The organism is Mycolicibacillus trivialis (genome assembly GCF_002102395.1).
Lineage (GTDB): Bacteria > Actinomycetota > Actinomycetes > Mycobacteriales > Mycobacteriaceae > Mycobacterium > Mycobacterium triviale.
Genome location: NZ_LQPZ01000029.1, coordinates 35,086 through 60,506 on the forward strand (window position 1 = coordinate 35,086; position 25,421 = coordinate 60,506).

Annotated in this window: 25 protein-coding genes; 7 read left to right on the forward strand and 18 right to left on the reverse strand. The window is 70.5% G+C overall.

The features are described from left to right. Nucleotides 1-11: 11 nt before the first annotated feature. The gene (locus AWC30_RS11325; RefSeq protein WP_085110409.1) at nucleotides 12-1,781 is read right to left on the reverse strand and encodes an N-acyl-D-amino-acid deacylase family protein; all 1,770 of its coding nucleotides are present in this window, start codon (nucleotides 1,779-1,781) and stop codon (nucleotides 12-14) included. Between the two features lie 70 nt (nucleotides 1,782-1,851). On the opposite strand from AWC30_RS11325, the gene fadD1 reads away from it, so the two are divergent. Then, nucleotides 1,852-3,420, forward strand: coding sequence for a fatty-acid--CoA ligase FadD1 (gene fadD1 / locus AWC30_RS11330; protein ID WP_085110334.1), 1,569 nt, complete (start codon nucleotides 1,852-1,854; stop codon nucleotides 3,418-3,420). Here the strand turns inward: fadD1 and AWC30_RS17835 are convergent. From AWC30_RS17835 to AWC30_RS11390, 12 genes are all read right to left on the reverse strand, one after another. After that, nucleotides 3,405-4,172 (reverse strand): hypothetical protein, encoded by a 768-nt coding sequence (locus AWC30_RS17835; protein WP_085110335.1) that lies wholly within the window; start codon nucleotides 4,170-4,172, stop codon nucleotides 3,405-3,407. The two genes, fadD1 and AWC30_RS17835, sit on opposite strands and share 16 nt — an antisense overlap. Next, nucleotides 4,169-4,948 (reverse strand): hypothetical protein, encoded by a 780-nt coding sequence (locus AWC30_RS11340; protein ID WP_085110336.1) that lies wholly within the window; start codon nucleotides 4,946-4,948, stop codon nucleotides 4,169-4,171. Before AWC30_RS11340 ends, AWC30_RS17835 begins: the two co-directional genes overlap by 4 nt. Before the next feature lie 129 nt (nucleotides 4,949-5,077). Further along, nucleotides 5,078-5,965 carry an SDR family NAD(P)-dependent oxidoreductase gene (locus AWC30_RS11345; protein WP_085110337.1) on the reverse strand — a complete coding sequence of 296 codons (888 nt, stop codon included), beginning with the start codon at nucleotides 5,963-5,965 and terminating at the stop codon, nucleotides 5,078-5,080. Next, on the reverse strand, nucleotides 5,962-6,375 hold the full coding sequence (locus AWC30_RS11350) for a nuclear transport factor 2 family protein (protein WP_085110338.1): 414 nt from the start codon (nucleotides 6,373-6,375) through the stop codon (nucleotides 5,962-5,964). Before AWC30_RS11350 ends, AWC30_RS11345 begins: the two co-directional genes overlap by 4 nt. A 49-nt stretch (nucleotides 6,376-6,424) precedes the next feature. Further along, nucleotides 6,425-8,422, reverse strand: coding sequence for an oxidoreductase (locus tag AWC30_RS11355; RefSeq protein ID WP_085110339.1), 1,998 nt, complete (start codon nucleotides 8,420-8,422; stop codon nucleotides 6,425-6,427). A 23-nt stretch (nucleotides 8,423-8,445) separates the two neighbouring features. Further along, the gene (locus AWC30_RS11360) at nucleotides 8,446-9,573 is read right to left on the reverse strand and encodes an NDMA-dependent alcohol dehydrogenase (protein WP_085110340.1); all 1,128 of its coding nucleotides are present in this window, start codon (nucleotides 9,571-9,573) and stop codon (nucleotides 8,446-8,448) included. 195 nt (nucleotides 9,574-9,768) lie between these two features. Further along, nucleotides 9,769-10,326, reverse strand: coding sequence for a nuclear transport factor 2 family protein (locus AWC30_RS11365; protein WP_085110341.1), 558 nt, complete (start codon nucleotides 10,324-10,326; stop codon nucleotides 9,769-9,771). Between the two features lie 2 nt (nucleotides 10,327-10,328). Next, entirely contained in the window at nucleotides 10,329-10,544 is a 216-nt protein-coding gene (locus AWC30_RS11370) for a ferredoxin Fdx (RefSeq protein WP_085110342.1), read from the reverse strand. Between the two features lie 20 nt (nucleotides 10,545-10,564). Then, nucleotides 10,565-11,923, reverse strand: coding sequence for a lanosterol 14-alpha demethylase (locus AWC30_RS11375; RefSeq protein ID WP_085110343.1), 1,359 nt, complete (start codon nucleotides 11,921-11,923; stop codon nucleotides 10,565-10,567). Then, nucleotides 11,920-12,747 (reverse strand): SDR family oxidoreductase, encoded by an 828-nt coding sequence (locus tag AWC30_RS11380; RefSeq protein WP_085110344.1) that lies wholly within the window; start codon nucleotides 12,745-12,747, stop codon nucleotides 11,920-11,922. The genes AWC30_RS11375 and AWC30_RS11380 overlap by 4 nt, the downstream gene beginning before the upstream one ends. Continuing rightward, nucleotides 12,747-13,958: a cytochrome P450 gene (locus AWC30_RS11385; protein ID WP_085110345.1), complete on the reverse strand. Its 1,212-nt coding sequence runs from the start codon at nucleotides 13,956-13,958 to the stop codon at nucleotides 12,747-12,749. The genes AWC30_RS11380 and AWC30_RS11385 overlap by 1 nt, the downstream gene beginning before the upstream one ends. Beyond that, nucleotides 13,955-14,572, reverse strand: a complete 618-nt coding sequence (locus tag AWC30_RS11390; RefSeq protein ID WP_085110346.1) for a TetR family transcriptional regulator — start codon at nucleotides 14,570-14,572, stop codon at nucleotides 13,955-13,957. The genes AWC30_RS11385 and AWC30_RS11390 overlap by 4 nt, the downstream gene beginning before the upstream one ends. Nucleotides 14,573-14,764: 192 nt before the next feature. Here AWC30_RS11390 and AWC30_RS11395 point away from each other — a divergent pair, with 192 nt between their 5' ends. Genes AWC30_RS11395 through AWC30_RS11410 form a run of 4 tightly spaced genes read left to right on the forward strand, consistent with a single transcriptional unit; the run spans nucleotide 14,765 to nucleotide 18,252 of the window. Beyond that, nucleotides 14,765-16,231, forward strand: coding sequence for an aldehyde dehydrogenase (locus tag AWC30_RS11395; RefSeq protein WP_085110410.1), 1,467 nt, complete (start codon nucleotides 14,765-14,767; stop codon nucleotides 16,229-16,231). A 17-nt stretch (nucleotides 16,232-16,248) separates the two neighbouring features. Next, entirely contained in the window at nucleotides 16,249-17,001 is a 753-nt protein-coding gene (locus AWC30_RS11400) for an SDR family oxidoreductase (protein WP_085110347.1), read from the forward strand. Beyond that, nucleotides 16,998-17,858, forward strand: a complete 861-nt coding sequence (locus AWC30_RS11405) for an NAD(P)-dependent oxidoreductase (protein ID WP_085110348.1) — start codon at nucleotides 16,998-17,000, stop codon at nucleotides 17,856-17,858. Before AWC30_RS11400 ends, AWC30_RS11405 begins: the two co-directional genes overlap by 4 nt. A 10-nt stretch (nucleotides 17,859-17,868) precedes the next feature. Beyond that, entirely contained in the window at nucleotides 17,869-18,252 is a 384-nt protein-coding gene (locus AWC30_RS11410) for a carboxymuconolactone decarboxylase family protein (protein WP_085110349.1), read from the forward strand. Here the strand turns inward: AWC30_RS11410 and AWC30_RS11415 are convergent. The 3 genes from AWC30_RS11415 to AWC30_RS11425 form a co-directional block, all read right to left on the reverse strand. Beyond that, on the reverse strand, nucleotides 18,150-18,842 hold the full coding sequence (locus AWC30_RS11415; RefSeq protein WP_085110350.1) for a TetR/AcrR family transcriptional regulator: 693 nt from the start codon (nucleotides 18,840-18,842) through the stop codon (nucleotides 18,150-18,152). The genes AWC30_RS11410 and AWC30_RS11415 overlap by 103 nt on opposite strands. After that, entirely contained in the window at nucleotides 18,842-20,083 is a 1,242-nt protein-coding gene (locus AWC30_RS11420; RefSeq protein WP_085110351.1) for a cytochrome P450, read from the reverse strand. Before AWC30_RS11420 ends, AWC30_RS11415 begins: the two co-directional genes overlap by 1 nt. A gap of 129 nt (nucleotides 20,084-20,212) precedes the next feature. Continuing rightward, entirely contained in the window at nucleotides 20,213-20,773 is a 561-nt protein-coding gene (locus tag AWC30_RS11425) for a hypothetical protein (RefSeq protein ID WP_234808050.1), read from the reverse strand. 218 nt (nucleotides 20,774-20,991) lie between these two features. Here AWC30_RS11425 and purD point away from each other — a divergent pair, with 218 nt between their 5' ends. After that, nucleotides 20,992-22,260, forward strand: a complete 1,269-nt coding sequence (gene purD, locus AWC30_RS11430) for a phosphoribosylamine--glycine ligase (RefSeq protein ID WP_085110352.1) — start codon at nucleotides 20,992-20,994, stop codon at nucleotides 22,258-22,260. Here the strand turns inward: purD and AWC30_RS11435 are convergent. Further along, nucleotides 22,257-23,840 carry a gamma-glutamyltransferase family protein gene (locus tag AWC30_RS11435; RefSeq protein WP_085110353.1) on the reverse strand — a complete coding sequence of 528 codons (1,584 nt, stop codon included), beginning with the start codon at nucleotides 23,838-23,840 and terminating at the stop codon, nucleotides 22,257-22,259. The genes purD and AWC30_RS11435 overlap by 4 nt on opposite strands. 32 nt (nucleotides 23,841-23,872) lie before the next feature. Beyond that, nucleotides 23,873-24,700, reverse strand: a complete 828-nt coding sequence (locus AWC30_RS11440; protein WP_085110354.1) for an alpha/beta hydrolase — start codon at nucleotides 24,698-24,700, stop codon at nucleotides 23,873-23,875. 78 nt (nucleotides 24,701-24,778) lie between these two features. Here AWC30_RS11440 and AWC30_RS11445 point away from each other — a divergent pair, with 78 nt between their 5' ends. Continuing rightward, the gene (locus tag AWC30_RS11445; protein ID WP_085110355.1) at nucleotides 24,779-25,399 is read left to right on the forward strand and encodes a TetR/AcrR family transcriptional regulator; all 621 of its coding nucleotides are present in this window, start codon (nucleotides 24,779-24,781) and stop codon (nucleotides 25,397-25,399) included. The last annotated feature ends 22 nt before the right edge of the window (nucleotides 25,400-25,421 follow it).

The window sequence follows — 25,421 nt, forward strand, 5'->3', positions numbered from 1 at the left end:
TAGGCGGGCGACTATCCGGCGGCGCGGGCCGGCGCGGCACTGCGCCGCCCGGCGGGCAGGAACTGCCCGGTGCGCTGCACCCCGAGCAGCGCGGTGGGCTCCCCGGCGCGGAACACCGCCCGCCCGGCCACCAGCACCGCATCGACCGCGGCGTCGTTGCGGTTGACCATCCGCGACAGGCCGCCGTACTGGGCGACCGGTGACTCGGCGTAGCCATCCAGGGTGTCATCGAGGGCGTCGGGGTTGACCACCACCACGTCGGCGCGGTCCCCGACCCGCAGGTGCCCGGCGTCGATGTCGTACCAGTCGGCGAGTTCGCCGGTGAGCCGGTGCACGGCCTGCTCCACCGACAGGAACGGCCGCCCGGCCCGCTCGGCGTCGACGACATGGCGCAGCAACCGCAACCCGAAGTTGTAGAACGCCATGTTGCGCAGGTGTGCGCCGGCGTCGGAGAAACCGAGTTGGATGCCCGGGTCGGCGGCCAGCTTCCGCAGCACCTCCGGGCGGTGGTTGGAGATCGTGGTGCGCCAGCGCACCGCGGTGCCGTACTCGACCACCAGGTCCAAAAACGCGTCCACCGGGTGCAGCCCGCGGTCGAGGCCGACCTGGCCGAAGGTCTTGCCGATCACACGCGGGTCGGGGCAGGCCACGATCTCGGCGTCGAAGAAGTCCCGGTGCCACACCCGGGTGCCGAACTTGGTGTCGTAGTCCTTGCGGAACCGGCGGCGGTATTTCTCGTCGCGCAGCAACTCGTTGCGGGCGACCTCCTCGCTGAGGTGCAGCGCCGCCGCGCCGGAGCCGAACTCCTCGAACACCACCAGGTCGATGCCGTCGGCATAGACCTCGAACGGCACCGGCAGGTGCTGCCAGCGGAAATCGCCGCCGAGGCTGTTGACCAGCCGGGCCAGCGGGCCCGCGACCCGGATCGCCAGCGGGTTGGCCTTGATGTCGGCGGCCGACAGCAGGCTGGTCTTGAGCTTGGCGCGGAAGAGCCCGACGGATTGGGCGAGCTGGGAGAGCAGGTTGAGCGGGTTGGAGATGTCCGGGCCGGACTGCAGCACCCGCCCGCTGCGGCGCAGCAGCGTCTTGAGCCGGCGCAGTTCGGCCGGTTTGGCGTAGGTCGACGGCAGGGTGCGCGACCGGCAGGTCTCGCCGTCGATCTTGTCGAAGAGCAGCTGCTGCGAGGACATCCCGACGAACCCGGCGTCGATTGCGTCGGCGACCATGTTCGTCATCCGGTCCAGCTCGGCGCGGGTGGGCCGCACGTCGGCGCGGGTGGCGCGATCCAAACCCATTGTCGCCACCCGGATGTCGGAGTGGCCGATGAACGCCGCCAGGTTCGGGCCCAGCGCCAGCTGTTCGAGGGCGGCGACGTAGTCCGCCGGGCCACTCCAGTTCTTGTGCGCGTCCACCGCGCGCAGCACGTGCTTGCGCGGGATGGCCTCGACCCGGCCGAACAGGTCCCCGGCGTCGGAGCCGCCGACGTGCACCGTCGACAGCGAACAGGACCCGAGGAAGACGGTGGTGACGCCGTGGCGCAGCGACTCGGCCAGCGACGGGCCGTCGAGCACCTCGATGTCGTAGTGGGTGTGGATGTCGATCAGGCCGGGCAGCACCCAGCGGCCGGTGGCGTCCACGACGTCGGGGCAGCCGGTCTCGTCGAGCGGTTCGGCGCTGACGGCGGCGACCCGGCCGTCGCGGATCCCGACGTGACGCAGTTGTGACGGCGCCCCGGTGCCGTCGAACCAGCGACCGTTGCGGATAATTGTGTCGTACGTCACGTGGCCCATCACACCCCGGGGCTCGACGGGTGTCAAGGTTGGGGCGGGGGACCGGAGAATCAGGAGTGCCGTGGCCGACACCGTGCAGGAACTGCTCAACGAACGCGCCGCCGACGACACCGTCGGCGTGAAATACGGTGACCGGCAATGGACGTGGCGCGACCACCTGGGAGAAGCCGCCACCGTGGCGGCGGCGTTGCTGGGATTGGTCGACCGGGCGCGGCCGGTGCACGTCGGTGCGCTGCTGGGCAACTGCCCGGCGATGCTGACCCAGATGGCCGCCGCCGGGTTGGGCGGCTACGTCCTGTGCGGGGTCAACACCACCCGCCGCGGGGCGGCGCTGCTGCACGACATCCGCCGCGCCGACTGCCAGGTCCTGGTCACCGACGCCGAACACCGCCCGCTGCTCGACGGGCTGGATCTGTCCGGGATCACGGTGTTGGACACCGACTCCGGGCAGTGGGCCGAGTTGCTGGCCGGCGCTCCGGCGCTGGTCCCGCACCGGCGGGCGGAGGCGATGGACACCTTCATGATGATCTTCACCTCCGGTACCAGTGGTGAGCCCAAGGCGGTGCAGGTCTCGCACTTCATGGTGCTGGTGGCCGGCCAGACCCTGGTGGAACGGTTTTCGGTCACCGCCGCCGACACCTGCTATCTGGCGATGCCGCTGTTCCACTCCAACGCGCTGGTGGGCGGCTGGGCGGTGGCGCTGGCCTCCGGCGCGGCGATGGCCCCGGCCCGGTTCTCCGCGACGAGTTTCCTCGACGACGTCCGCCGCTACGGCGCCACCTACATGAACTACGTCGGCAAGCCGCTGTCCTACATCCTGCGCACCCCGGAGCGGCCCGACGACACCGACAACCCGTTGCGGGTGGCGTTCGGCAACGAGGCAGGCGACCGGGACATCGCCGAGTTCGGCCGCCGGTTCGGCGTGACGGTCTGGGATGCGTTCGGCTCCACCGAGAACGCGGTCATCATCACCCGCGAACCGGGCACCCCGCCGGGGTCGATCGGCAAGGGTTTCGCCGGGGTGGCGGTCTATGACAGCGCGACCGGAACCGAGTGTGCGGTGGCCCGATTCGACGCCGCCGGCGCCCTGCTCAACGCCGACGAGGCGGTGGGTGAACTGGTCAACACCGCCGGCGCCGGGTTCTTCACCGGCTACTACAACGACGCGCAGGCCACCGCCGAACGCACCCGCGACGGCATCTACTGGTCGGGCGATCTGGCCTACCGCGACGAGGACGGCTGGATCTATCTGGCCGGGCGCACCGCGGACTGGATGAGGGTCGACGGGGAGAACCTCGCCGCCGCACCCATCGAGCGGATCCTGTGCCGCTGCGAGCAGATCAACCAGGTCGCGGTGTACGCGGTGCCCGACGAGGCGGTCGGCGACCAGATCATGGCGGCGGTGGTGCCCGCCGGTGAGCTCACCCCCGCGGCCTTCGAGGAGTTCCTGGCCGCCCAGCCCGACCTGTCACCCAAGGCCTGGCCGCGCTACGTGCGGATCAGCGCCGCGCTGCCGGCCACCGCCACCCACAAGGTGCTCAAACGGGAACTGATCGCGCAGGGCGCCACCGCAGGTGACGGTGAACTGTGGGTGCGTGAGGAGCGCGGGACGACCTACCGGCCGGCCTGAACACGCTCCAGGGTCTGGTCGAAGACGGCGTCGAACGCCTGCTGGTGACCGGGACTGCCGACTCCGGTGAGGATCAGGTTTCCGGCGCGGGCGTAGGAGTAGTACGCGGTCGTGGACTCGTCGTCGTCGATGGTCACCGAATAGCGGAAGCGCTGCGGCGCGTCGCCGGTGGTGGAGTCCTCGAGGATGTCGACGGTGTAGTGCGAATGGAACCGGGCGGTGGTCCAGGCCACCTCCCGGCAACGTTTCACCAGCGCGACTGCGTCGTCAAACCCGGCGGGGTCGAATTCCCGCTCAAGGGTGAGCCGGATGTCGTTGCCGTCGTAGGTGTCCGCCGGGTCCACCTGATCGCGGGCTCCGATCTGTGCGGCGCTCATCCCGCCGGTGGACACCAGGTGGGTGGCGCTGTCGCAGTCACTCGGGGTGAAGCCCAGGACCGATCCCGGTCCCAACGCGGTGTCGAGTCGGTTGTAGGCGAACCAGCCGCGCTTATCGGCGGTATAGGTGGCTGCATCGTCGGTTTCGGTGATCGCCCAGCCCGGCGGCAGGTCTTCCGCGCCGGGCAGCAGTGCGGCGAGTTCGTCGTCACTGAGTGCGGCGAGGCCGGGTGCCCGCGGGTCGGGGGCGCGGTGGTGGTCCTGCCAGGAGTGCACCGCCGCGGGCGCGGTCACGGCGACCGCGGCGAGCGCCAGCACACAGAGCAGGGTCGCGGTCAGCCGGGCGCGGCTGCAGTCGCGGGTGCGGGCACTCATAACGCCGCCAGCCGTTCGGCGGTCTGATCGGCGAGCCGGGCGATCAGCTCGCGGTCTGTGCCGGTCAGCGTGGTCGTGGTCTCCAGCATCAGCCCGCGCACCGGGTAATACCGCACGGCGAAGGTCAGCGGGTCGGCCGCCGCGCCGTCATCGGGGGTGTAGGTGCGCAGCACCGCGAGCGCGCCTGCGCTGGGCGGGGTGGGCGCGATCATGGTGGTGACCTGCCGGTGCTGCCCGGCACCGCTGAACGGGTCGGTGGCCGCGACCCGATACGTTCCACAGTCGTGCAGCCAGGTGCGGTACCCGGCGAGCAGCCCGGCCGGATCGGCGGAGGTCCAGAGCCGGAACGAGGTGACCGGGCCGGGATCGGTCAGCTCGCCGGTGGCCGCCGCGTCGAGCGTTTCGGCCCGGGCGGCCCGGAGCGCGCCGATCGGTCGTTCGGCGCGCACAGCCGCGATGTGGTCACTCGCCGCGGTGAAGAGGCCGGGCAACTCACCGCAGCGCGCGGGCAGGTAGACCGGCGCCGGATCGCGTGCCCAGGCGCCCGGCTCGGCTTCGGGCGGAACGGCGAAGCCGAGCGGCCCGGACACCGAATACCGCCAGTCGGCCGGGAAGTCGGTGGCCGGGGGCAGCGCTCCGGCCAGCACCCAGTTCGACCGGCCGACCAGATCGGGCGGTGGCGCGGCGCTGACCAGCACAATCGCCCCGCAGATCCCCAACACGGCGAGTGCGGCCACCGCCAGAATCCGCGGGCTGCCGCGGTGTGCCGCTTTCACAACCCATAACGGTAATGCAGTCCGCGGGCGGCGCTCCGCGCGAAAATCGGCGTGGTCAGCCCTGAGATCGACAGCTTTTCGGCGAAAAACCGGCGATTTCGGGCCTATAGGCCCGTCTGGACGTCGATTTCAGGGATGACTCGGCGATCCGGCCGGTTTCCGCGGGTGCAGCAGCGCGTCCAGCTCCTCAATCGACCAGGGCGGGTTGTCGTGGTGGTCGCGGAACCCCAGGATCGCCGGTGTGGGGCGGGGGAATTCACCGACGAAGCCGCCGGCGGCGATGAACACCCGGCCGGTGATGTCGGCAGCGCGGTCACCGGCCAGGTAGGCGTACAGCGCGGCGGCGTGCTCCGGCGGTCCGGCGTCGAGGGCGCCCCGGGCGCTGACATCATCGAGCAGGCCGCGCCGGTTCAGCTCAGCGATGTGGGCCTCGTACTCCGGTCCGGTCGACAGCCGGGTCTTCGCCCCGGGGCAGACGACGTTGGCCCGCACCTTGTGCTCGCGCAGTTCGGCGGCGATCGCCGCGGTCAGCGCGTTGACCGCGCCCTTTCCCGCCGGGTATCCGGTACCGCCGTAGTCGCCGAGGAAGGCGAACGAGCCGGTGTTGACGATCGCCCCGCCACCGGCGGCCACCATCTTGGGCGCGGCGGCCCGGCAGGTCTGGAACACCGTGCCCAGGTGGGCATCGAGCAGGTCGGTGAACTGTGCCGCGGTCACGGTGAGGATCGATGAGCCGGCGGGTTCGGCGACTCCGGCGCAGTTGACCAGGATGTCGATCCGGCCGAACTCGCTCACGCAGGTGTCGATCAGCCGGTCGGCCACCGCCGGATCGGCGGGGCTGCCGGCGAACCCGACCGCCCCGGGCAGGGCGGCCGCGGTGGCCTCGACCGCGCCGCGGTCACGACCGTTGACCACCACCTGTGCGCCCTGCTCGGCCAGCAGGCTGGCGACCGCGGCGCCGATGCCGCGCGAGCCGCCGACCACGACCGCGGCCCGGCCGGTCAGCGCCGCGGTCATTCCTCTTTACCGAAGGTCATCACGTCCATGTTCCAGTAGCCGCGCAGGTTGGTCAGCAGCCCGTCGTCGTCGACCCGGTAGGTGAACACCCCCCGCACCGTGGAGGTGAAGCCGCCCTCGAACTTGCTGTGCAGGTTGAGGATGTGGGCGACCTCGTTGGGCGAACTGGACGGGAAGGTCTCCTCGCAGGTGATGGTCAGGTTGTTGGTGGCGATGTTGGAGTCGAAGAAACTCGACACGGCGTCCTTGCCGCGTACCCCGGTGCCCTCCGGGTTGGTGATGGCCTTGCCGATCGGGTCCTCGATCGTGACGTCGTCGGCCATCAGCGCCAGCCAACCGGCCTTGTCACGGGCCTGCGCGCAGCGCCAGGAGGCCTGGGAGGCGGCCAGTGCGGGGGAGGTCTCGGTCATGTTCGCTCCAATCGGTGAGTGGGTCCTGCTCGGTGGTCGTACTCGGTGATCACAGGGCGCAGGCCGCGCGGGCGCCGTCCTCGGTGGCCTTGCGGATCAAACCCAGCCCGGTGCAGTCCCCGGCGGTGTGTACCGGGACGTCGGGCAGGCGGGCGGTCAGGTCGTCGGCCAGGGTGGTGTCGGCCTCCACCCCGCCGGCCAGGACCACGGTGTCGGCGGGCAGGGTGCGCGGGGTGCCGCGGGACGGGGTGAACACCACACCGTCGGCGGTGATCTCATCGACGGTGGCGCGCACGTGCACGCTCACCCCGAGGCGGTCGAGTCGGTCGGTCTCCTCGGTCTTGCGTTTCTCGCCGATCTCCGGTGCGAGCACCTTGCCGGGTTCCAGGATCGTCACCAGCCGGTCGCGGGCGGCCAGGAACTGGGCGAGTTCGAGGGCCACCAGGTCGCCGCCGATGATCACCACCCGCCGACCCAGCGGCATCCAGACCCGGGAGGCCGCGCGCAGCAGCCGCGGCGCCACCAGGCGCTGGCGCCGCCCGGCGAACCAGTCGCGCAGGTTGGCGCCGGTGCGCACGTGCGGCAGGCTGGCGCCGGGCACCGGCGGCACCACCACCCGGCCACCGGTGGCCACCACCACCGCCTCCGGATCCAGCGCGGCAACCGCGGCGGCGGTGACGTCGTGGTTGAGTTCCACCTGCACGTCGCTGCGGGCGATCTCGTCGCGCAGGTAGGTCAGGAACGGCTGGTTGGCCGGGTGCAGCACCGACGCCCACTGCAGCGCCCCGCCGAGGCGGGCGTCGCGCTCGAACAGTGTGACCCGGTGGCCGCGGGCGGCGGCCACCCGGGCGGCCTCCATGCCGGCGGGCCCGCCGCCGACCACCACGACGCGTTTGGCCCGCGCCGCGGGCCGGATCGCCAGTTCGGTCTCCTTGCCGGTGCGTGGGTTGACCGCGCAGTCCACCGAGAAGCGCTGCTCCATCGAGTCGATGCAGTTCTCGCACGAGATGCACAGCCGTACCCGTTCGGCGTGTCCGGCGGCGAGTTTGGCGGGCAGCTCGGGGTCGGCCAGCAGCGGGCGGCCCATCGCGATGAAGTCGGCGCGACCGTCGGCGAGGATCCGTTCGGCCACCTCGGGGTCGTGGATGCGGCCGACCGCGATCACCGGCACGTCGACGGCCTGTTTGACCGCCGCCGCGGCGCCGACGTTGAGGGCGTCGCCGTCGTCGGCGCCGTTGACCATGCCGGTCACCAGCCGGTCGATCACCCCGCCGCTGACGTGGAAGGCGTCGACTCCGGCGGCCACCAGTTGCGGTGCCACCAAGGCGGTCTCGGCGATCGACCGGCCACCGGCCACCCGCTCGTACCCGGAGATGCGCAGCGTGATCGGCAACGCGTCGCCGACCTCGGCACGGATCGCGGCCAGCGCATCGAGCACCACCTTGATCCGGCCGCCGACGGAGTAGCCGGCGTACTCGTCGGTGCGGCGGTTGCGTTGCGGTGCCAGAAACGAGCCGAGGAACATGTAGCCGTGCGCGGCGTGCAGTTCGATGCCGTCGTAGCCGGCTTCGGCGGCGCGCCGCGCGGCGGCCTTGAACAGATCGAAGATCTCGCTCAGTTGGGCGACGGTGACCTCCGCCGAGGGCCGCCCGGTCAGGTACGACGGGATCACCGAGGGGCCCAGCGAGGTCACCTGGTGCAGTTCGGGACCCAGGCCGTCGGGCCCGGCGTGCACGATCTGCGGCTGGATCTTCGCGCCGTGTTCGTGCACGGTCTCCACCAGCGCGCGGTGGGCGTCGACGGCGGCGTCGGTGCCCAGGTGCAGTCCACCCGGCGTCTCGGGGTGTGCGGGGTCGATTCCGGTGGCGCCCACCGTGATCAGCCCGACACCGCCGCGGGCGCGGGCGGCGAAGTAGTCGCGGGTGCGTTCGGACGGCAGCCCGTCGGGGGTGCCGTACATGGTCTCCATCGGCGACATCACCAGCCGGTTGCGCACCGACATGGTGCCGATGCGCCCGGGAGACAGCAGCGCAGAAAAGTCGGTCATGCGCGCATCAGGGGGCCGGACTCCTAGTGGTCGTCGTCGGTGTAGCGGATGACGCCACGGATGTTCTTGCCGTCCAGCATGTCCTGGTAGCCCTCGTTGATCTGCTCCAGCTTGTACTGGCGGGTGATCATGTCGTCGATGTTGAGCTTGCCCGCCTGGTAGTAGGACAGCAGCTGCGGGATGTCGTATTGCGGGTTGCCGCCGCCGAAGATGGTGCCCTGCAGGTTCTTCTGCAGCAGGGTCAGCATCGACAGGTTCAGCGTGACCTGGTTCTCCATCATCGAGCCCATCGCGGTCAGCACGCAGGTGCCGGCCTTGGCGGTCAGGATCATGTAGTTGTCGATGTCGGCGCCGTGCACCTCGCCGACGGTGACGATGACCTTGCGTGCCATCAGCCCGTGGGTGACCTCCATGATCCCGCCCATGGCGGAGTGGATGTCCGGGTAGACGTGGGTGGCGCCGAACTTGAGCGCCTGGTCCCGCTTCCACTCGATCGGTTCGATGACGAAGATGTTGCGGGCCCCGGCGGCCACCGCGCCCTGCAGCGCGGACATGCCGACGCCGCCGACACCGACGATCGCCACGTCCTCGCCGGGGCGGATGTCGGCGGTGCGGGTAGCCGACCCGAAGCCGGTGGTCACCCCGCAGCCGACCAGGGAGGCCACCTCGAACGGGATCGCCGGGTCGATCTTCACCACCGAACTCTTGTGCACCACCATCCACGGCGAGAAGGTGCCGAGCAGTGTCATCGGGAAGACACCCTGGCCGCGGGCGTGCACCCGGTGGGTGCCGTCGCTGACCGCTACCCCGTTGAGCAGCATCGCACCGATGTCGCACAGGTTGCGCAGCCCGGCCTGACAGGAGGGGCAGGAGCCGCAGGACGGGATGAACGAGAGCACCACGTGGTCGCCGGGGGCGATGTCCTCGACTCCGGGGCCGACCTCGGTGACCACTCCGGCGCCCTCGTGGCCGCCGAGCACCGGGAAGCCGGCCATCGGGATGTCACCGGTCATCAGGTGGTGGTCGGAGTGGCACATCCCGGCGGCTTCCATCCGGATCTTGACCTCGTCCTTGACCGGGTCGCCGATCTCGATCTCCTCGATCGACCACGGCTTGTTGAACTCCCACAGCAGTGCGCCCTTGGTCTTCATGTGGTCCTCCTCCGTGTTGGCCCCGTGCCGGGACGATCGATGCGGTGAGCGTGGGGTGTCGAGTCCGACGTGCCGGTGGTGGAACGGCCCTCGCCGTCGTCAACCACCCGCTGCCGGAAGCCTATAGCGCGGGGTGGCCGCGCGGACGGGAAATTGCACTATCCCCACGGCGCTATCCTCGCTGCCCCCACGGCGCTATCCCCACAGCGGCGCCGGGGCCTGACCGATCGGGTAGTAGCCCGGCACCTTCTCCCCGGACATGCCCCGCTCGATGCGCTTCTGCATGCCCTCCGAGAGCCGGCCCGCCTTGATCAACTCCATGAACAGGTTGGAGACGTGGCCGAAGTCGAAGAAGTCACGCTGCCAGTTGAATTTGCCGTCACCGGCGTAGCGGAACCAGCTGCCGCCGATCCCGTAGACCTCGAAGTGCTCGGCGTCGGGGTCGTTCGGGTCGGTGGCCACCTGCTTCCACAGCCCGATGATCTCGCCCTGCTTGTCGTCGATGAGCACCCGCTGGTAGGGGTACTTCCAGCCCTCCAGGCCCTCCATCTCCTGACCGAGCGCGATGTCGCGGATCTCGTCGATCCCGACGCACATCACGTCCTCCTTGGGGCCGATGTTCCAGCCGTAGGTGGCGTCGTCGGTGAAGAACTCGGCGAGGATCTTCCAGTCACCGGTGCGTTCGGCCTCCCGGTTGGCCTCCAGCCAACGTTCGACGACCTCTTCGAGTTCGGCGCGCGGAAACGACGGCATAGTCAGTTCTCTTTCTCTTCGGTTTCGATGATCGACAAAGCCTGGGTGGGGCAGGATTCAACGGCGCGCTCGATCTCCTCGCGAGCCTCCTCGGGGGGCGTGTCGTTGAGGATCTCCACCTGGCCGCGTTTGGGCACCCGGAAGAAGTCCGGCGCCTCCAATTCGCAGAAGGCGTGACCCTGACACAGGTCGTAGTCAGCCTTGACGCGGTATCCCATGATGGCCTCCTCGGAGTGGGTCAGTGGCGGCGGCGGTAGCGCACCCGAGCCGGTTGCTCGAGCTGCACCACCATCTTGGAGTGGTCGTTGCGGTAGCTCTCGGACGGCTGGCTCATCTCGAATTCGTACTCGCGCAACAACACCGAGAAGATCGCCTTGATCTGCATGGTGGCGAACGCGGCGCCCACGCAGCGGTGCCTGCCGGCCCCGAACGGAATCCAGGTCCAGCGGTTGATCAGATCCTCCTGGCGGGGCTTCTCGTAGCGCTCCGGGACGAAGCTCTCCGGATCCGGGAAGTCCTCGGGGATCCGGTTGGAGATCGCCGGGGAGGCGGCCACCAGGTCGCCGGCCCGGATCGGCAGACCGCACACCTCGAAGTCGTCCTTGGCCACCCGCATCAAGATGATCAGCGGTGGGTGCAGACGCAGTGTCTCCTTGAGCACGTTCTCCAGGTGCGGGATCTGGCGCAGCGCATGGAAACTCACCGACTCGCCGTCGGCGTAGAGCTCGTCGAGCTCGGCGATCGCGGCGGCCATCGCGTCGGGGTGGCGCAGCAGTTCGATCATCGTCCACGACGCGGTACCGGAGCTGGTGTGGTGGCCGGCGAACATCATCGAGATGAACATGCCGGTGATCTCGTCGGCGGAGAACCGCAGGTTGCCGTCCTCGTCCTTGATCGTGATCAGCACGTCGAGCATGTCGCGTTCGCTCTTGTCCGACGGCGGGTTGTCGATGCGGGTCTGCATGATCTCCTGAACCAACTCGACCAGCCCGGCGCGGGCGGCGTCGCGGCGGCGGAAGCTCTCGATGGGCAGGTAGGGGTCGACGTAACACAGCGGGTCGGTGCCGCGCTCCAGGTCGTGGTAGAGCCGGGCGAACCGGTCGTCGAGCTGGCTGCGGAACTTCGTGCCGATCAGGCATGCCGAGGAGGTGTAGATGGTCAGCTCGGCGAAGAAGTCCAGCAGGTCGATCTCGCCTTCCTCACCCCAGTCGGCGATCATCGCGCGCACCTCGTTCTCGATGGTGGTCGCGTGGCCCTTCATCTGCTCGCCGCGCAGCGCGGCGTTGTGCAGCATCTCTTTTCGGCGTTCCGGGCTGGCGTCGAACACCACTCCCTCGCCGAAGATCGGGGTCATGAACGGGTAGGCCTCGGCCTGGTTGAGTTCGTCGTCGGAGGAGCGGAAGAAGAACTCGTTGGCCTCCGAACCGGAGACCAGCACGACGTTCTTGCGGGCCAGCTGGAAGACGCCGACGTCGCCGCATTCGTCGCGGACCCGCTGCATCAGCCCGATCGGGTCGGTGCGGAACTCCTCAAGGTGGCCGTGCTCGGCCTCACCGCCGGAGACCCGGGGGATCGTGGTGGCCGGTTGGGTGGTCATGCTGGCATCCCTTCTTCGCCGAGCCGGAGTTCCTGACGCTCCTTCGGAGCATCGCCCAGTGGGGCCTCCGGTTGGACCTCCATGGTCACGATGTTGGTGCCGCGCGGGGTCTCGGCGACGAACGCGACCGCGCGGGCGATGTCGGAGGCACGCAGGAAGTAGCTGTGCCGGGCCTGGCCCCATTTCGCCCAGTCCTCGAGCATCGGGCCGACCTGCTCGGCGGAGAGCTGCCAGCCCATCTCGGTCAGCGTCGGGCCGGGATGCACGATCGAGGCGCGCACCCCGGTGCCCTCCAGCTCCATCTGCATGGTTTTGACCATCGACACCAGGCCGGCTTTGGCGGCGCCGTAGGCGCCCATGTGCGGGCGCGGCACCAGCGCGGTGTCCGAACCGATGAAGATGACGTCGCCGCGTTGGCGCGCGACCATGTCCGGCAGGACCGCGGTGGCCAGCCGGTTGGCCCCGACCAAATGCACCCGGACCTGGTCGAGGAAGGCCTCGGTGGAGATCTCGTGCAGCTTGCCGGGCACCATGTCGCCGGCGCACGAGACCAGCAACTCGACCTCGCCGAGCGCTTCGATGGTCTGTGCGACGAAGTTCTTCACCGAGTCGGCGTCGGTCACGTCGAGCGGGAAGGCGACCGCCTCGCCGCCCTCGGCGCGGATCGTGTCGACGAGCTCCGCGAGTTTTTCGGTGCGCCGCGCGCCCAGCGCCACCGGGAAGCCGCGCTCGGCCAGCGCGGTCGCGGTGGCCGCACCGATTCCGGAGGAGGCGCCGCTGACGATGGCGGGCCGGCGGGCGGGCAGGGGGTCGAAACGGGCCATTACACGGTCTCCACGGTGATCGGCAGCGAGGCGAAGCCACGCACGTTGGACGAGTGGACGCGGACGGCGTTGTCCTCGTCCACCTGGTAGCCGCGGGTGCGGCTGATCAGCTGGTTCAGCGCCACCCGGGCCTCCATCCGGGCCAGGTGCGCGCCGAGGCAGAAATGCACGCCGCTGCCGAAGCTGGCCAGCTTGGAACCGATGTCGCGGCCGATGCGGAACTCGTCGGGGTTGTCGAAAACCCGCTCGTCGCGGTTGGCCGAGCCGGGCAGCAGCAGCACCACGTCGCCGACCGGCAGGGTGGTGTCGTAGAGGGTGATCTCCTCGGCGACGGTGCGGGCCAGGATCTGACTCGGGGTGTCGTAGCGCAGGCTCTCCTCCACCCACAGCGGGATGCGCTCCGGGTCGGCGTAGACCCCGGCCAGCTGGTCGGGGTTGCGGTGAGCCCAGTACATCGCGGTCCCCAGCAACTTGGTGGTGGTCTCGTTGCCTGCCACCACCATCAGGAACAGGAACGCCAGGATCTCCTCGTCGCTGAGCCGGTCGCCGCCGACCTCGGCCTGCAGCAGCGCGGAGGTCAGGTTCTCGGCCGGGGTCTTCTTGTACTCCTTGATCAGCTCGGCGTAGTAGACCATCAGTTCGGCGGAGGCCTGCATCGCCGACTGCGGCACGTCGGCCAGTCCGTCCTCGCGGTGCAGCACCCCGTCGGCGAGGGTGCGGATGTGCGCCCGGTCGGGCTGGGGGACACCCATCAGCTCGGAGATCACGTCCATCGGCAGCTTGCCGGCGAACTCGGCGATGAAGTCGAACCCGCCGTCGACGCTGTTCTCCAGCGCGGAGTCGAAGTGCGCCCGGGCGATCTCCTGCACCCGCGGCTCCAGTTCGCGGGTACGCCGCGGGGTGAAGCCCTTGGACACCAGGGTGCGCAGCCGCAGGTGCTCGGGGTCGTCGAGGGCCAGGAACGACATCACCTTGTGGGCGTCCTTGGTGCGCGAGATCGGGTCGAGGGAGACCCCGTAGATGTTCGACAGGGCGGTGGAGTTGCGGAACCCGGCCATGACGTCGGCGTGCCGCGACAGCGCCCAGAACTTCAGGTCGTCGTTGCGGTACAGCGGCGCCTCGTCGCGCAGCCGGCGGTAGTACGGGAACGGGTCCTCGTGGAAGTCGTAGTCGTAGGGGTCCAGCAGCAGCTCCACGATCTGCGCGCTCATCGGTCTCCTTCGTGGGGGTGTTCGGTCTCGAGGATCAGGCCCACCACATAGGCGAGCCGATCGGCGATCTCGTGGTAGCTCAGTGCGCCGGTGCCGGCGTGCACCAGGGCGCCGGAGTAGGTCATCTCCAGCGCGGCCACCACCCGGGGGTCGGCGTCCGGGCCGATCGCCGAGCGGATCCGCCGGTGGGTCTCCCGGCCGATCCGGTCGCGCACCTGCGGCACTCCGGCGTCGTTGCTCAGCAGTGCGGTGGTGCAGGCCGCCGCCACCTCGGGCTCGTCGGCGACCACCAGCGCCAGTTGGTGCAGCGTCTTGTTCACCCGGGTCAGCATCGTGTCGTTGACGTCGGTGAAGTAGGGCACCGCGCGCAGCAGGTCCAGATAGACCTCGGCGATCAGGTGGTTCTTCGACGAGAAGTAGGTGTACGCGGTCGCCGGCGCCACCTTGGCTCGGGCGGCCACCGCGCGCACGGTGACATCGGCGTGCGAGGACTCCCGCAGCATCTCCACCCCGGCGGCGAGGACCTTGCGGAAGGTCTCCTCCTGACGCCGGTTGCGCCGCGGCGCCTCCCCGCCGGCGCCGTCCGGCCCGTGCGACGAGGGGGCGACGGTCATCGCCGATTCACTGGACACGTGTCCAATGTATCGGATGGGTCGCGTGGCAGGCAACAGCCCTGTGAAACCCGCTGTCAAGCATTGTTTTCCAGTCGGCGGGCGGAGCAGGTGCTTGCGGTGCCCGACGGCCTGCGACTATGGTTCCACCGGATCGGGATGGACACTTGTCCAATAGAGGGGAGTGACGTGCAGATGGCGCTACTGGCCGACCGGGAGAGCAAACTGCTCATCAACGGCACGCTCGTCGACGGCGGCGCCGGCGGGTTCGCGACGATCAACCCCGCCACCGAGGAGACCCTCGGCACCGCGGCCGACGCCGACGCCGCCGACATGGACCGTGCCATCGAGGCGGCCCGCCGCGCCTTCGACGACACCGACTGGTCGACCGACGCCGGGTTCCGGGTGCGCTGCGTGCGCCAGTTGCGCGACGCGATGCGCGACCACGTCGAGGACCTGCGCGAGTTGACGATCGCCGAAGTGGGCGCGCCGGTGATGCTCACCGCGGGTGCGCAGCTGGAGGGGCCGATCGACGACCTGAGCTTCGCCGCGGACACCGCCGAGAGCTACCCGTGGCGCACCGACCTCGGACAGGCCACCCCGCAGGGGATTCCGACCCGGCGCACCATCGCCCGGGAGGCGATCGGTGTGGTCGGTGCGATCACCCCGTGGAACTTCCCGCACCAGATCAACCTCGCCAAGCTCGGCCCGGCGCTGGCCGCGGGGAACACGATCGTGCTCAAGCCCGCGCCGGACACCCCATGGGCGGCGGCGGTGCTCGGCGAACTCATCGCCGAACACACCGACATCCCGCCCGGCGTGGTCAACATCATCACCTCCAGCGACCACGCGGTCGGGGCCATGCTGGCCAAGGACCCGCGGGTGGACATGGTCTCGTTCACCGGGTCGACCGCCACCGGGCGCTCGGTGATGATCGACGGCGCGGGCACCATCAAGAAGGTCTTCCTCGAACTCGGCGGCAAGTCGGCGTTCCTGGTGCTCGACGACGCGGACCTGAGCGGGGCCTGCGCGATGGCCGGTTTCACCGCTGCGATGCATGCCGGGCAGGGCTGTGCGATCACGACCCGGCTGGTGGTGCCGCGGGCGCGCTACGACGACGCGGTCGCCGCGGTGGCGACCACGATGGGCTCGCTCAAACCCGGGGACCCCACCAACAAGGGCACCATCTGCGGGCCGGTCATCTCCGCCCGCCAGCGCGACCGGGTGCAGTCCTACCTGGACCTGGCGATCGAGGAGGGCGGCTCGTTCGCCTGCGGCGGCGGGAGGCCCGCCGACCGCGACACCGGGTACTTCATCGAGCCGACCGTCATCGCCGGGCTGGACAACTCGGCCCGGGTGGCGCGCGAGGAGATCTTCGGCCCGGTGCTCACCGTGATCGCCCACGACGGCGACGACGACGCCGTCGCCATCGCCAACGACTCCCCCTATGGGTTGTCGGGCACGGTGTTCGGCAGCCCGGAGCGGGCCGCGGCGGTGGCCGCACGCATGCGGGTGGGCACCGTCAACGTCAACGGCGGGGTCTGGTACTCCGCGGACGCGCCGTTCGGCGGTTACAAGCAGTCCGGTGTCGGCCGGGAGATGGGTCTGGCCGGCTTCGAGGAGTATCTGGAGACGAAAGTCATTGCAACGGCAGTGAACTGAGGAAGGACGACAAACGCATGGCACAGTTCGACAACAAGGTGGCCATCGTCACCGGCGCAGGCGGCGGCATCGGGCAGGCCTACGCCGAGGCCCTGGCCGGCCAGGGCGCGGCCGTGGTGATCGCCGACATCAACGAGGAGGCCGCCGAGAAGGTGGCCGGCAAGATCGGCGCGGACGGCGGCAAGGCGCTGGCGGTGCGCGTCGACGTCTCCGACCCGGCGTCGGCCGCGTCGATGGCCGAGCGGGCGGTGGCCGAATACGACGGCGTCGACTTCCTGATCAACAACGCCGCGATCTTCGGCGGGATGAAGCTCGACCAGTTGCTCACCGTGGACTGGGACTACTACAAGAAGTTCATGAGCGTGAACCTCGACGGCGCGCTGGTGTGCACCCGGGCGGTGTACAAGAGCATGCAGTCGCGCGGCGGCGGCGCGATCATCAACCAGTCCTCCACCGCGGCCTGGATGTACGCCAACTTCTACGGCCTGGCCAAGGCCGGGGTGAACTCGCTGACCCAGCAGCTCTCCCGCGAGCTGGGCTGGATGAACATCCGGGTCAACGCGATCGCGCCGGGCCCGATCGACACCGAGGCCAACCGCTCGGTGGTGCCCGAGTCGATGCAGGGCGAGCTGGTCAAGACCATCCCGCTGTCCCGGATGGGCACCACCGACGACCTGCTGGGCATGTGCCTGTTCCTTCTCTCGGAGGAGGCCCGCTGGATCACCGGCCAGGTCTTCAACGTCGACGGCGGACAGATCATCCGCTCATGACCGCCGCCGACGAGAACCTCCGGCTCGGCTACATCGGCCTGGGCAACATGGGCGCCCCGATGGCGCAGCGGCTCGTCGGCTGGCCCGGCGGCGTCACGGTCTACGACGTGCGGACCGAGGCGATGACCCCGCTGGCCGAAGCCGGCGCGTCGCTGGCCGACAGCGTGTCCGACATCGCGAGTGCGGACGTCATCAGCGTGACCGTGCTCGACGACGCCCAGGTGCGCGAGGTGGTCGGCGAACTCGCCGAACACGCCAAGCCCGGCACCGTCATCGCCATCCACTCCACGATCAGCGCGACCACCGCCGAGGAGCTCGCGAAGCGGTACGCCGAGCGCGACATCCACGTCGTCGACGCCCCGGTCAGCGGCGGCGCGGGCGCTGCCCAGCAGGGTGAGCTGGCCACCATGATCGGTGCCGACCGAGCCGTCTACGAGCGGCTCAAGCCGGTGTTCAAATCCTGGGCGTCGTTGGTGATCCACGCCGGGGAGCCCGGCGCGGGCACCCGGATGAAGCTGGCGCGCAACATGTTGACGTTCACCTCCTACGCCGCGGCGTGCGAGGCGATGGCGCTGGCCGAGGCGGCCGGGCTGAGCCTGCAGGCGTTGGGCCGGGTGGTGCGCCACACCGACAAGCTCACCAGCGGGCCGGGCGCGATCATGTTCCGCGACACCACCGCTCCGCTCAACCCCGATGATGCGCTCTATCAGCCGCTGGCTCACACCAGCGAGCTGGGGGAGAAGGACCTGGGTCTGGCGCTGGAGTTGGGCACCGAGACCGGGGTGGACCTGCCGCTGGCGCAGGTCGCGCTGCAGCGACTGGCGATCGGCCTGGGTGTGGCCGGCACGAACCGATAGGAGACGGGTGATGGACGAGGTGCGCCGCGCCGGGCTGGCCAAGATGAACGAGGTCTACGGCTGGGAGATGCCGGACATGCCCGGCGACTACTTCGCGCTCACGGTGGACCACCTGTTCGCCAAGATCTGGAGCCGCGAGGGCCTCTCGATGCGCGACAAGCGGCTGATCACGCTGTCGGTGGTGACCGCGCTGGGCCAGCACGACCTGGCCGACATCCAGGTCAACGCCGCGCTGGGCAACGAGGAGATGACCGAGGACGAACTGCGCGAGATGGCGCTGTTCATCACCCACTACGTGGGGTTCCCGCTGGGCTCGGGCTTCAACTCGGTGGTCGAGCGGGTGATCGCGCGCCGCGCCAAGGACGCTCGCAAGGCCGACGGCGCCGACGCCTGAGCGTCCACCGCCGGCGCCACCCACCGGTGCAGGTAGTCGCGCAGCGCGGCGCCGCGCCGCGGCGGGTCGCCGGGGTCGACGATGAAGGACTGGATGGCGCGCAGCAGATGCTCGGCCAGTTCGGGAAGCTCGTCGTCACCGAAACCGTGTGCGGCCCAGTCGACGTCGAGGCGGCGTAGCAGCGAGCAGGCGAACTCCAGCGCCACCGGTGAGGTCACCCGGGAGACGAACGCGTTGCCGCGGTCGCGGGCCAGCAGCGCCGCCACATGGGTCTCGTCGGGCAGCCACTCCAGCGTGGTGGCCACCGCCTCGGTGGCCGCCCGGGCGGGGTCGGTGAGCCCGGCCAGGTGCGCGACCAACCGGTCGAGGAACCCGCCCGCCGCCCGGGTGCCCGCCGCCGTCAGCAGCGCCTCGGCGCTCGGGAAGTAGCGGTAGACGGTCTGGCGGGTGACCCCGAGCAGTCGCGCCACATCGGTGATCGCGACGTCGGTGCCGCGCGCGTCGATGACGGCGTCGGCGGCGTCGAGGATCCGCGTGGTGGCCTCATCGTCATCGGCCGGGGTGTCACCGGCCCAACCGTGGGTGCGCACTACCGGCGGTAGGCGACCTGCAGATCCTTGATGCCGTTGATCCACCCCGAGCGCAGCCGTTGCGGCTCGGCGAGTTTGGTGATGTCGGGCAGCTGATCGGCGATCTCGTTGAACATCAGGTTGATCTCCATCCGCGCCAGGTTGGCGCCGATGCAGTAATGGGTGCCCTGCCCGCCGAAACCCAGGTGCGGGTTGGGGTGGCGGGTGATGTCGAACGTGAACGGGTCGTCGAAGACGTCCTCGTCGAAGTTCGCCGACCCGTAGAACAACCCCACCCGCTGGCCCCGGGCGATGTCGACCCCGTTGAGTCGGGTGTCGGCGGTGGCGGTGCGCTGGAAGCAGACCACCGGGGTGGACCAGCGCACGATCTCGTCGGCCGCGGACTCCGGGCGCTGCTCCTTGTACAGCTCCCACTGCTCGGGGTTCTCGATGAACGCGTTGATGCCGTGGGTCATCGCGTTGCGGGTGGTCTCGTTGCCGGCCACCGCCAGCAGGATCACGAAGAAGGCGAACTCGGTCTCCCCGAGCGCCTCGCCGTCGACGTCGGCCTGCACCAGCCGGGTCACGATGTCGTCGGCCGGGCAGCGCCGCCGCTCCTCGGCCATCGTGTACGCGTAGCCCATCAGCTCGGCGTTGGCCTCGGCGGGATCGCACTCGAAGTCCGGGTCGTCGGTGTTCATGATCAGGTTCGTCCAGTGGAACAGCTTCTCCCGGTCCTCCTCGGGCACGCCGATGAGATCCGCGATCGCCAGCAGCGGCAGCTTCATCGCGATGTCGTCGACGAAGTTGCCGGCCCCTTTCTCGGCGGCGGCCGCCACGATGTCGCGGGCGGCGGTGGCCAATTTGTCCTCCAGCGCGCCGACCGCGCGCGGGGTGAACAGCTTGGAGATGATCTTGCGCAGCCGGGTGTGCTCCGGCGGGTCGTGGTTGATCAGCAGCGCCTTGGTGAGCTCCAGCTGGTCGGCGGTGACACCGTCGGGCAGCCGCATGATCGCGCCCTTGGCGTTGGCCGACCACAGGTCGGAGTCGCGCGAGATGGCCTTGATGTCGGCGTGCTTGCTGACCACCCAGTACCCGCCGTCGTCGAAGATGCTGGCGCCGGGCGCCTGCTCGTTCCACCACACCGGGGCGGTCTTGCGCAGCTGGGCGAATTCGTCGACCGGCAGCCCGCGTTCCAGCACGTCGGGATCGGTGAAGTCGAAGCCTGGCCCGAACGGACAGGACCCCAGAGTCGTGGTCACGGTGTCTCCTTTCGCGGGATTCCTTGGACCATACAGTGTGATGTGGACTGTATGGCCGAGATGGCGGGGTGATGTGCCGATCGGCTGCGGTGGTGACCCGTGCGACCGGGCGGGAGCGCGGAATCGGGGTCAGAACGCGGTGCTGCCTGCGGGCCGCAGCACGAAGCCGTGCTCCCCGGAACTGGTGTCCAGACAGGCGAGCAACCGGTCGGCACCGACCCCGCACGTCACGTTCCGATAGCTGATCTTCTGTCCGGAAGCCAGCAGGGTTCCGGAGGAGAACTGCGCGTTGCAGCGATACGGGGTGGTGCCCAACCCGTAATCCGGACCCCAACCGCCCGACGCCGGGCCGACGGTCGCCACCAGGCATTCCCCCGCGGGTCCGGCGCCGTCGACCGGCTTGTCGGTCCCGGGCAGATCTCCCATGCAGTGCAGGTCCTGACCGTTCCAGGCCGGGATCGGCTCGGCCCCGGCTTCGAAGAAGCATTGCACGTTGTAGGGGGTCGAGAAGTGGATGGTGCGGGGGCCCTTTTCGGGGACGACGAAGTAGTTCTCGGCCGCGACCGCGGTGAAGCCGTCGAAGCTGGGAAAGCCGGGCGGCAGCGCGGCCGCCGGAACGCCCGAGGTCATGGCGGCGGCGATGCCCAGCACCCCGAGGACCGACAGCAGTGGGCGAAGCACAGGACGCATCGAACCCTCCGAGCTCACCGGCCGGCGCCGATGATGGCTGTAGCGACATAGGAATGGTATGCGCCGAGCCGGACATACTCACCCGTGTTTCGCGCATTTATCCGGGTCGATGTGCTCGCCGCCATCCAACGTTCACTCCCGGTGCTGCTGGACCTGGCCGCATGGTGCCAAGGCCCGCCGCCCCGCCGGTGACACCGGCCCCAAGTAGGCTGAGCGCCGTGCACGTCCTCGTCATCGGATCCGGCGCCCGCGAACATGCACTGCTGTTGGCCCTGCAGCGCGACCCGCAGGTCGACGCGCTGTCCATCGCGCCGGGCAACGCCGGCACCGCCGCCCTGGCCACCACCTACGACGTCGACATCACCTCCGGGGAGGCGGTGGCGCAGCTGGCCACCGAGATCGGCGCCGACCTGGTGGTGATCGGCCCGGAGGTCCCACTGGTGCTCGGGGTGTCCGACGCGGTGCGCGCCGCCGGCGTCGCCTGCTTCGGGCCCACCGGCGCGGCCGCCCGCATCGAGGGCTCCAAGGCCTTCGCCAAGGACGTGATGACCGCCGCCGGGGTACGCACCGCGCTCAGCGAGGTCGTCGACAACCCCGCTCACCTCGACGCCGCGCTGGACCGGTTCGGCCCACCCGCGGGCAACCGGGCCTGGGTGGTCAAGGACGACGGTCTGGCCGCAGGCAAGGGCGTGGTGGTCACCGACGACCGCACCCTGGCCCGCGCCCACGCCGCCGGCCTGCTCGACGACGGCCACCCGGTGCTGCTGGAGTCCTTCCTCGACGGCCCCGAGGTGTCACTGTTCTGCGTCGTCGACGGCGATTCGGTGGTGCCGCTGCTGCCCGCGCAGGACTTCAAACGCGTCGGTGACGGCGACACCGGCCCGAACACCGGCGGGATGGGCGCCTATGCGCCGTTGCCGTGGTTGCCTGCCGAGATCACCGCCGCGATCGTCGAGGATATCGTCAAACCCGTTGCCGCCGAGCTGGTCCGGCGCGATTGCGCGTTCTCCGGTCTGCTCTACGCCGGGCTGGCCATCACCCCCGACGGCCCGTCGGTGGTCGAATTCAACTGCCGGTTCGGCGATCCGGAGACCCAGGCGGTGCTCGCGCTGCTGGAATCCCCGCTGGGCCAGCTGCTGCACGCCGCCGCCACCGGCCGGCTCGCCGAGTTCCCCGAACTGCGCTGGCGCGACGGCGCGGCGGTCACCGTGGTCGTCGCCGCCGAGAACTACCCGGCCCGGCCGCGGATCGGCGACGTCATCGTCGGCGCCGAAGGTGAGAAGGTGCTACACGCGGGCACCCGGCGCAACGAGGACGGCACCATCGTCTCCTGCGGCGGCCGGGTGCTCTCGGTGGTCGGCGTCGGCGACGACCTCACCGCCGCCTGCGCGGACTGCTACACCACCGTCGAACAGATCCGCTTGCCGGGCAGTCACTTCCGCCGCGACATCGGCCAGGCCGCGGCGCAGGGACGCATCCGGCTCTAGAAGCCGACGGCTTGGCCGTCGCGGCGCGGATCGCTGACCGCCAGGTAGCCGTCGGCCAGCCGCCAGATCGCCTGGGCACTGCCGAACCGGAAATAGTCCGCGACCCTGGTCAACCGGTGCCCGCGTCGGGTGAGCTCCTCGACCGTCGCGTCCGGCAGCCCGCCTTCCAGCCCGATCTCGTTGCCCTCGATCCACCGGAACCGCGGCGCGTCGCAGGCGGCCTGCGGGTTCTGACTGTGGTCGACGATGCGCACCACCAGCTGCACGTGGCCCTGCGGCTGCATCGCGGCGCCCATCAACCCGAAGCTCATCACCGGCTGCCCGTCTTTGCTGAGAAAGCCGGGGATGATGGTGTGGTACGGGCGTTTCCGCGGCCCGACGGCGTTGGGGTGCCCCGGTGTGGTGACGAACCCGGCGCCCCGGTTGTGCAGCGCGATCCCGGTGCCCGGCACCACCACCCCGGAGCCGAACCCGGCGTAGTTCGACTGCAGCATCGAGACCATGGTCCCGGCGGCATCGGCCGCGGTGAGCAGCACCGTGCCGCCGTCGGGCACCCCGGCCTGAGCGGGGTGGGCGTGGCGCACATCGATTCCCGCGGCGCGGCGCGCCAGGTATCCGGGGTCCAGCAGCCGCTCGGCGCGAACCGACATGTGGCCGGTGTCGGCGAGGTGGGCGTAGGCGTCGGCGAACGCGAGCTTGACCGCCTCGATCTGCAGATGCAGCGAATCGGCCGAGTCCGCCGGCAGCGCCGCCAGGTCGAAGTGGGACAGGATCCCCAGCGCGATCAACGCCACCAAACCCTGCCCGTTGGGCGGGATCTCGTGCAGGGTGTAGCCGCGGTAGTCGACACCGATCGGCTCCACCCAGTCCGGGCGGTGTTCGGCGAGGTCGCCGGCGGTGAGCACCGCGCCGTGCACAGCGGCGTCGGCGGCGATCGTCTCGGCCAGCGCGCCGCGGTAGAGCGCCTCGCCGCGGGTGGCGGCGATCTGCTCCAGGGTGGCGGCGTGGTCGGGCAACCGCACCCACTGGCCCGGCTCGGGTGCGCGCCCGCCGGGCAGGAAGGTGTCGGCGAAACCCGGTTGGCCGTCGTAGATCTCGGTCTGCCTGGCCCACTGCGCGGCCACCACCGGTGAGACCGGGTAGCCGCCGGCGGCATACCCGATCGCCGGAGCCAGGAGCCGCTCGAACGGCAGGGTGCCGAACCGGTTATGCAGCGCGGCCCACGCCGACACCGCCCCCGGCACGGTCACCGAGTTCCAGCCCACCCGGGGAACCCCACCCGCGCCGAAGAACTCCGGGCGCCACCCGGCGGGCGAGCGGCCGGAGGCGTTCAGCGCGTGCAGCCGGGCGCCGTCCCAGACCAGCGCGAACGCATCGGAGCCGATGCCGTTGGAGACCGGTTCCACCACCGCGAGCGCCGCGGCGGTGGCGATCGCCGCGTCCACCGCGTTGCCGCCCTCGGCGAGCATCCGCAGTCCGGCCTGTGCGGCCAGCGGCTGGGAGGTGCAGACCGCGTTGGCCGCGAGCAGCGGGGTGCGCGGCCAGCGATACGGCAGGTCCCAGGAGAACGGCGCGGACATCGCACCCCCGGGTTCTAGGCGGTGAGCAGGTTCTAGGCGGTGAGCAGTGGCGCGATCCAGGTTAGTTCGGCCGGCAGCTGCGAACTCCAGAACGACGCGTTGTGCCCGCCCGGGGAGAACCCGCCCGCGGGCGGGGTGGGGAGCGACGCGATGAACTCCGCGGTGGCGTCGGCGAACGGGTCGGCGTCGCCGCAGTCCACCCGCAGCGGGATCTCGCCCAGCGCGGGCATGCCGAACACCGAGTTGTCGGCGAAGTCCTGTGCCCCGTCGAAGGCGCCCGGCGCGGTCGCGCCCGGGGAGAGCCACAGCGCCGGGCTCACCGCGCAGATCGCGGCGGTGCGGGCCGGGCCGAGCCGCCCGCCGAGCAGTAGCGCGCCGTAGCCACCCATCGACCAGCCCAGGAAACCGACCCGGGAGGTGTCCAGGCCCTGCTCGGCGAGCAGCGGCAGGAACTCGTCGAGCACCATCGCCCCGGAGTCCTCCCCGGAGGCCCGGGCGTGCCAGTAGCCGCCACCGCCGTCGACGGCGGCGACCGCGAACGGCGGCAACCCGGCGTCGACGGCCTGAGCCAGGCCCTGCTCGACGCCGCCGGCCATCACCGTCGCCGCGTCGCTGCCCTTGCCGTGCAGCGCGATGACCGGCCGCAGCGGCTCGGTCTGGCCCGGCGGGCGGGCGATCGCCCAGTGCGTGTCGACCCCGCCGCGCGCGGCCGAGGTGAACGATCCGGTGGTCATCGTCGGCGCCGCGCGGGTCGGCTCGGCGCGGGCGGTGACCGGCGGGCGCAGAGCGGCGAAACCCAGCGCACCGGCGCCGACGCCCACCCCCATACGCAGCAGGGAGCGGCGGCTCATCGCGGGCATGGAGACATCCTGCCAGGCGGCAGGGCGTTTACTCGAAAGCACAATGCGGTGCCGGGCGAACTGGCAGCATGAGCGACTGTGACCGCCGCCGTCACTCCCAAAGGAGAACGCCGCCGCTACGCGCTGGTCCGCGCAGCGGCCGAGTTGCTGTGCGAGGGCGGTTTCGGTGCGGTGCGCCACCGGGCGGTGGCCCAGCGGGCCGGGCTGCCGCTGGCGTCGACCACCTACTACTTCTCCTCGCTCGACGAGCTCATCGTCAGCGCGGTCAACGAAGCCGGGATGCTCGAGATCGCTCAGCTGCGCTCGCGGGTCAACGCGCTGCCCCGCCGCCGCCGCGGCAGCCAGGCCATCGCCGACGTGCTGGTGGACCTGCTGGTCGGCGAACGCGACGGCGGCCGGCTCAGCGACGGGCTGATCTCCCGCTACGAGCGCTACATCGCCGGCGCCCGCCAGCCTGCGCTGCGCGACATCCAGCTGCGGCTGCTGCGGCAGCGCACCGAGGCGGTGGTCGAGGCCCTCGACCGCTCCGGGCGCAGCGTGCGGGTCGAGCAGTTGGCCGCCATGGTCTGCGCGGTCGACGGTGCGGTGATCGCCGCCCTGGTCGACGAGCGTCAGGACCCGCGCCAGACCGCCCGCAGCGCGGTGCTCAGCGTCATCGACGCGGTCGCCCCGTATCCGCAGCACGCCGCCGGGTTCTGAGAAACCGCCGCCCCGCCGGCCG

What these genes read in the sequence shown, in the direction of transcription:
- AWC30_RS17835 (WP_085110335.1), bottom strand. Translation starts at nt 4,172, where the DNA reads ATGAGTGCCCGCACCCGCGACTGCAGCCGCGCCCGGCTGACCGCGACC.
- AWC30_RS11345 (WP_085110337.1), bottom strand. Translation starts at nt 5,965, where the DNA reads ATGACCGCGGCGCTGACCGGCCGGGCCGCGGTCGTGGTCGGCGGCTCG.
- AWC30_RS11350 (WP_085110338.1), bottom strand. Translation starts at nt 6,375, where the DNA reads ATGACCGAGACCTCCCCCGCACTGGCCGCCTCCCAGGCCTCCTGGCGC.
- AWC30_RS11355 (WP_085110339.1), bottom strand. Translation starts at nt 8,422, where the DNA reads ATGACCGACTTTTCTGCGCTGCTGTCTCCCGGGCGCATCGGCACCATG.
- AWC30_RS11360 (WP_085110340.1), bottom strand. Translation starts at nt 9,573, where the DNA reads ATGAAGACCAAGGGCGCACTGCTGTGGGAGTTCAACAAGCCGTGGTCG.
- AWC30_RS11365 (WP_085110341.1), bottom strand. Translation starts at nt 10,326, where the DNA reads ATGCCGTCGTTTCCGCGCGCCGAACTCGAAGAGGTCGTCGAACGTTGG.
- AWC30_RS11370 (WP_085110342.1), bottom strand. Translation starts at nt 10,544, where the DNA reads ATGGGATACCGCGTCAAGGCTGACTACGACCTGTGTCAGGGTCACGCC.
- AWC30_RS11375 (WP_085110343.1), bottom strand. Translation starts at nt 11,923, where the DNA reads ATGACCACCCAACCGGCCACCACGATCCCCCGGGTCTCCGGCGGTGAG.
- AWC30_RS11380 (WP_085110344.1), bottom strand. Translation starts at nt 12,747, where the DNA reads ATGGCCCGTTTCGACCCCCTGCCCGCCCGCCGGCCCGCCATCGTCAGC.
- AWC30_RS11385 (WP_085110345.1), bottom strand. Translation starts at nt 13,958, where the DNA reads ATGAGCGCGCAGATCGTGGAGCTGCTGCTGGACCCCTACGACTACGAC.
- AWC30_RS11390 (WP_085110346.1), bottom strand. Translation starts at nt 14,572, where the DNA reads ATGACCGTCGCCCCCTCGTCGCACGGGCCGGACGGCGCCGGCGGGGAG.
- AWC30_RS11395 (WP_085110410.1), top strand. Translation starts at nt 14,765, where the DNA reads ATGGCGCTACTGGCCGACCGGGAGAGCAAACTGCTCATCAACGGCACG.
- AWC30_RS11400 (WP_085110347.1), top strand. Translation starts at nt 16,249, where the DNA reads ATGGCACAGTTCGACAACAAGGTGGCCATCGTCACCGGCGCAGGCGGC.
- AWC30_RS11405 (WP_085110348.1), top strand. Translation starts at nt 16,998, where the DNA reads ATGACCGCCGCCGACGAGAACCTCCGGCTCGGCTACATCGGCCTGGGC.
- AWC30_RS11410 (WP_085110349.1), top strand. Translation starts at nt 17,869, where the DNA reads ATGGACGAGGTGCGCCGCGCCGGGCTGGCCAAGATGAACGAGGTCTAC.
- AWC30_RS11425 (WP_234808050.1), bottom strand. Translation starts at nt 20,773, where the DNA reads ATGCGTCCTGTGCTTCGCCCACTGCTGTCGGTCCTCGGGGTGCTGGGC.
- AWC30_RS11435 (WP_085110353.1), bottom strand. Translation starts at nt 23,840, where the DNA reads ATGTCCGCGCCGTTCTCCTGGGACCTGCCGTATCGCTGGCCGCGCACC.
- AWC30_RS11440 (WP_085110354.1), bottom strand. Translation starts at nt 24,700, where the DNA reads ATGCCCGCGATGAGCCGCCGCTCCCTGCTGCGTATGGGGGTGGGCGTC.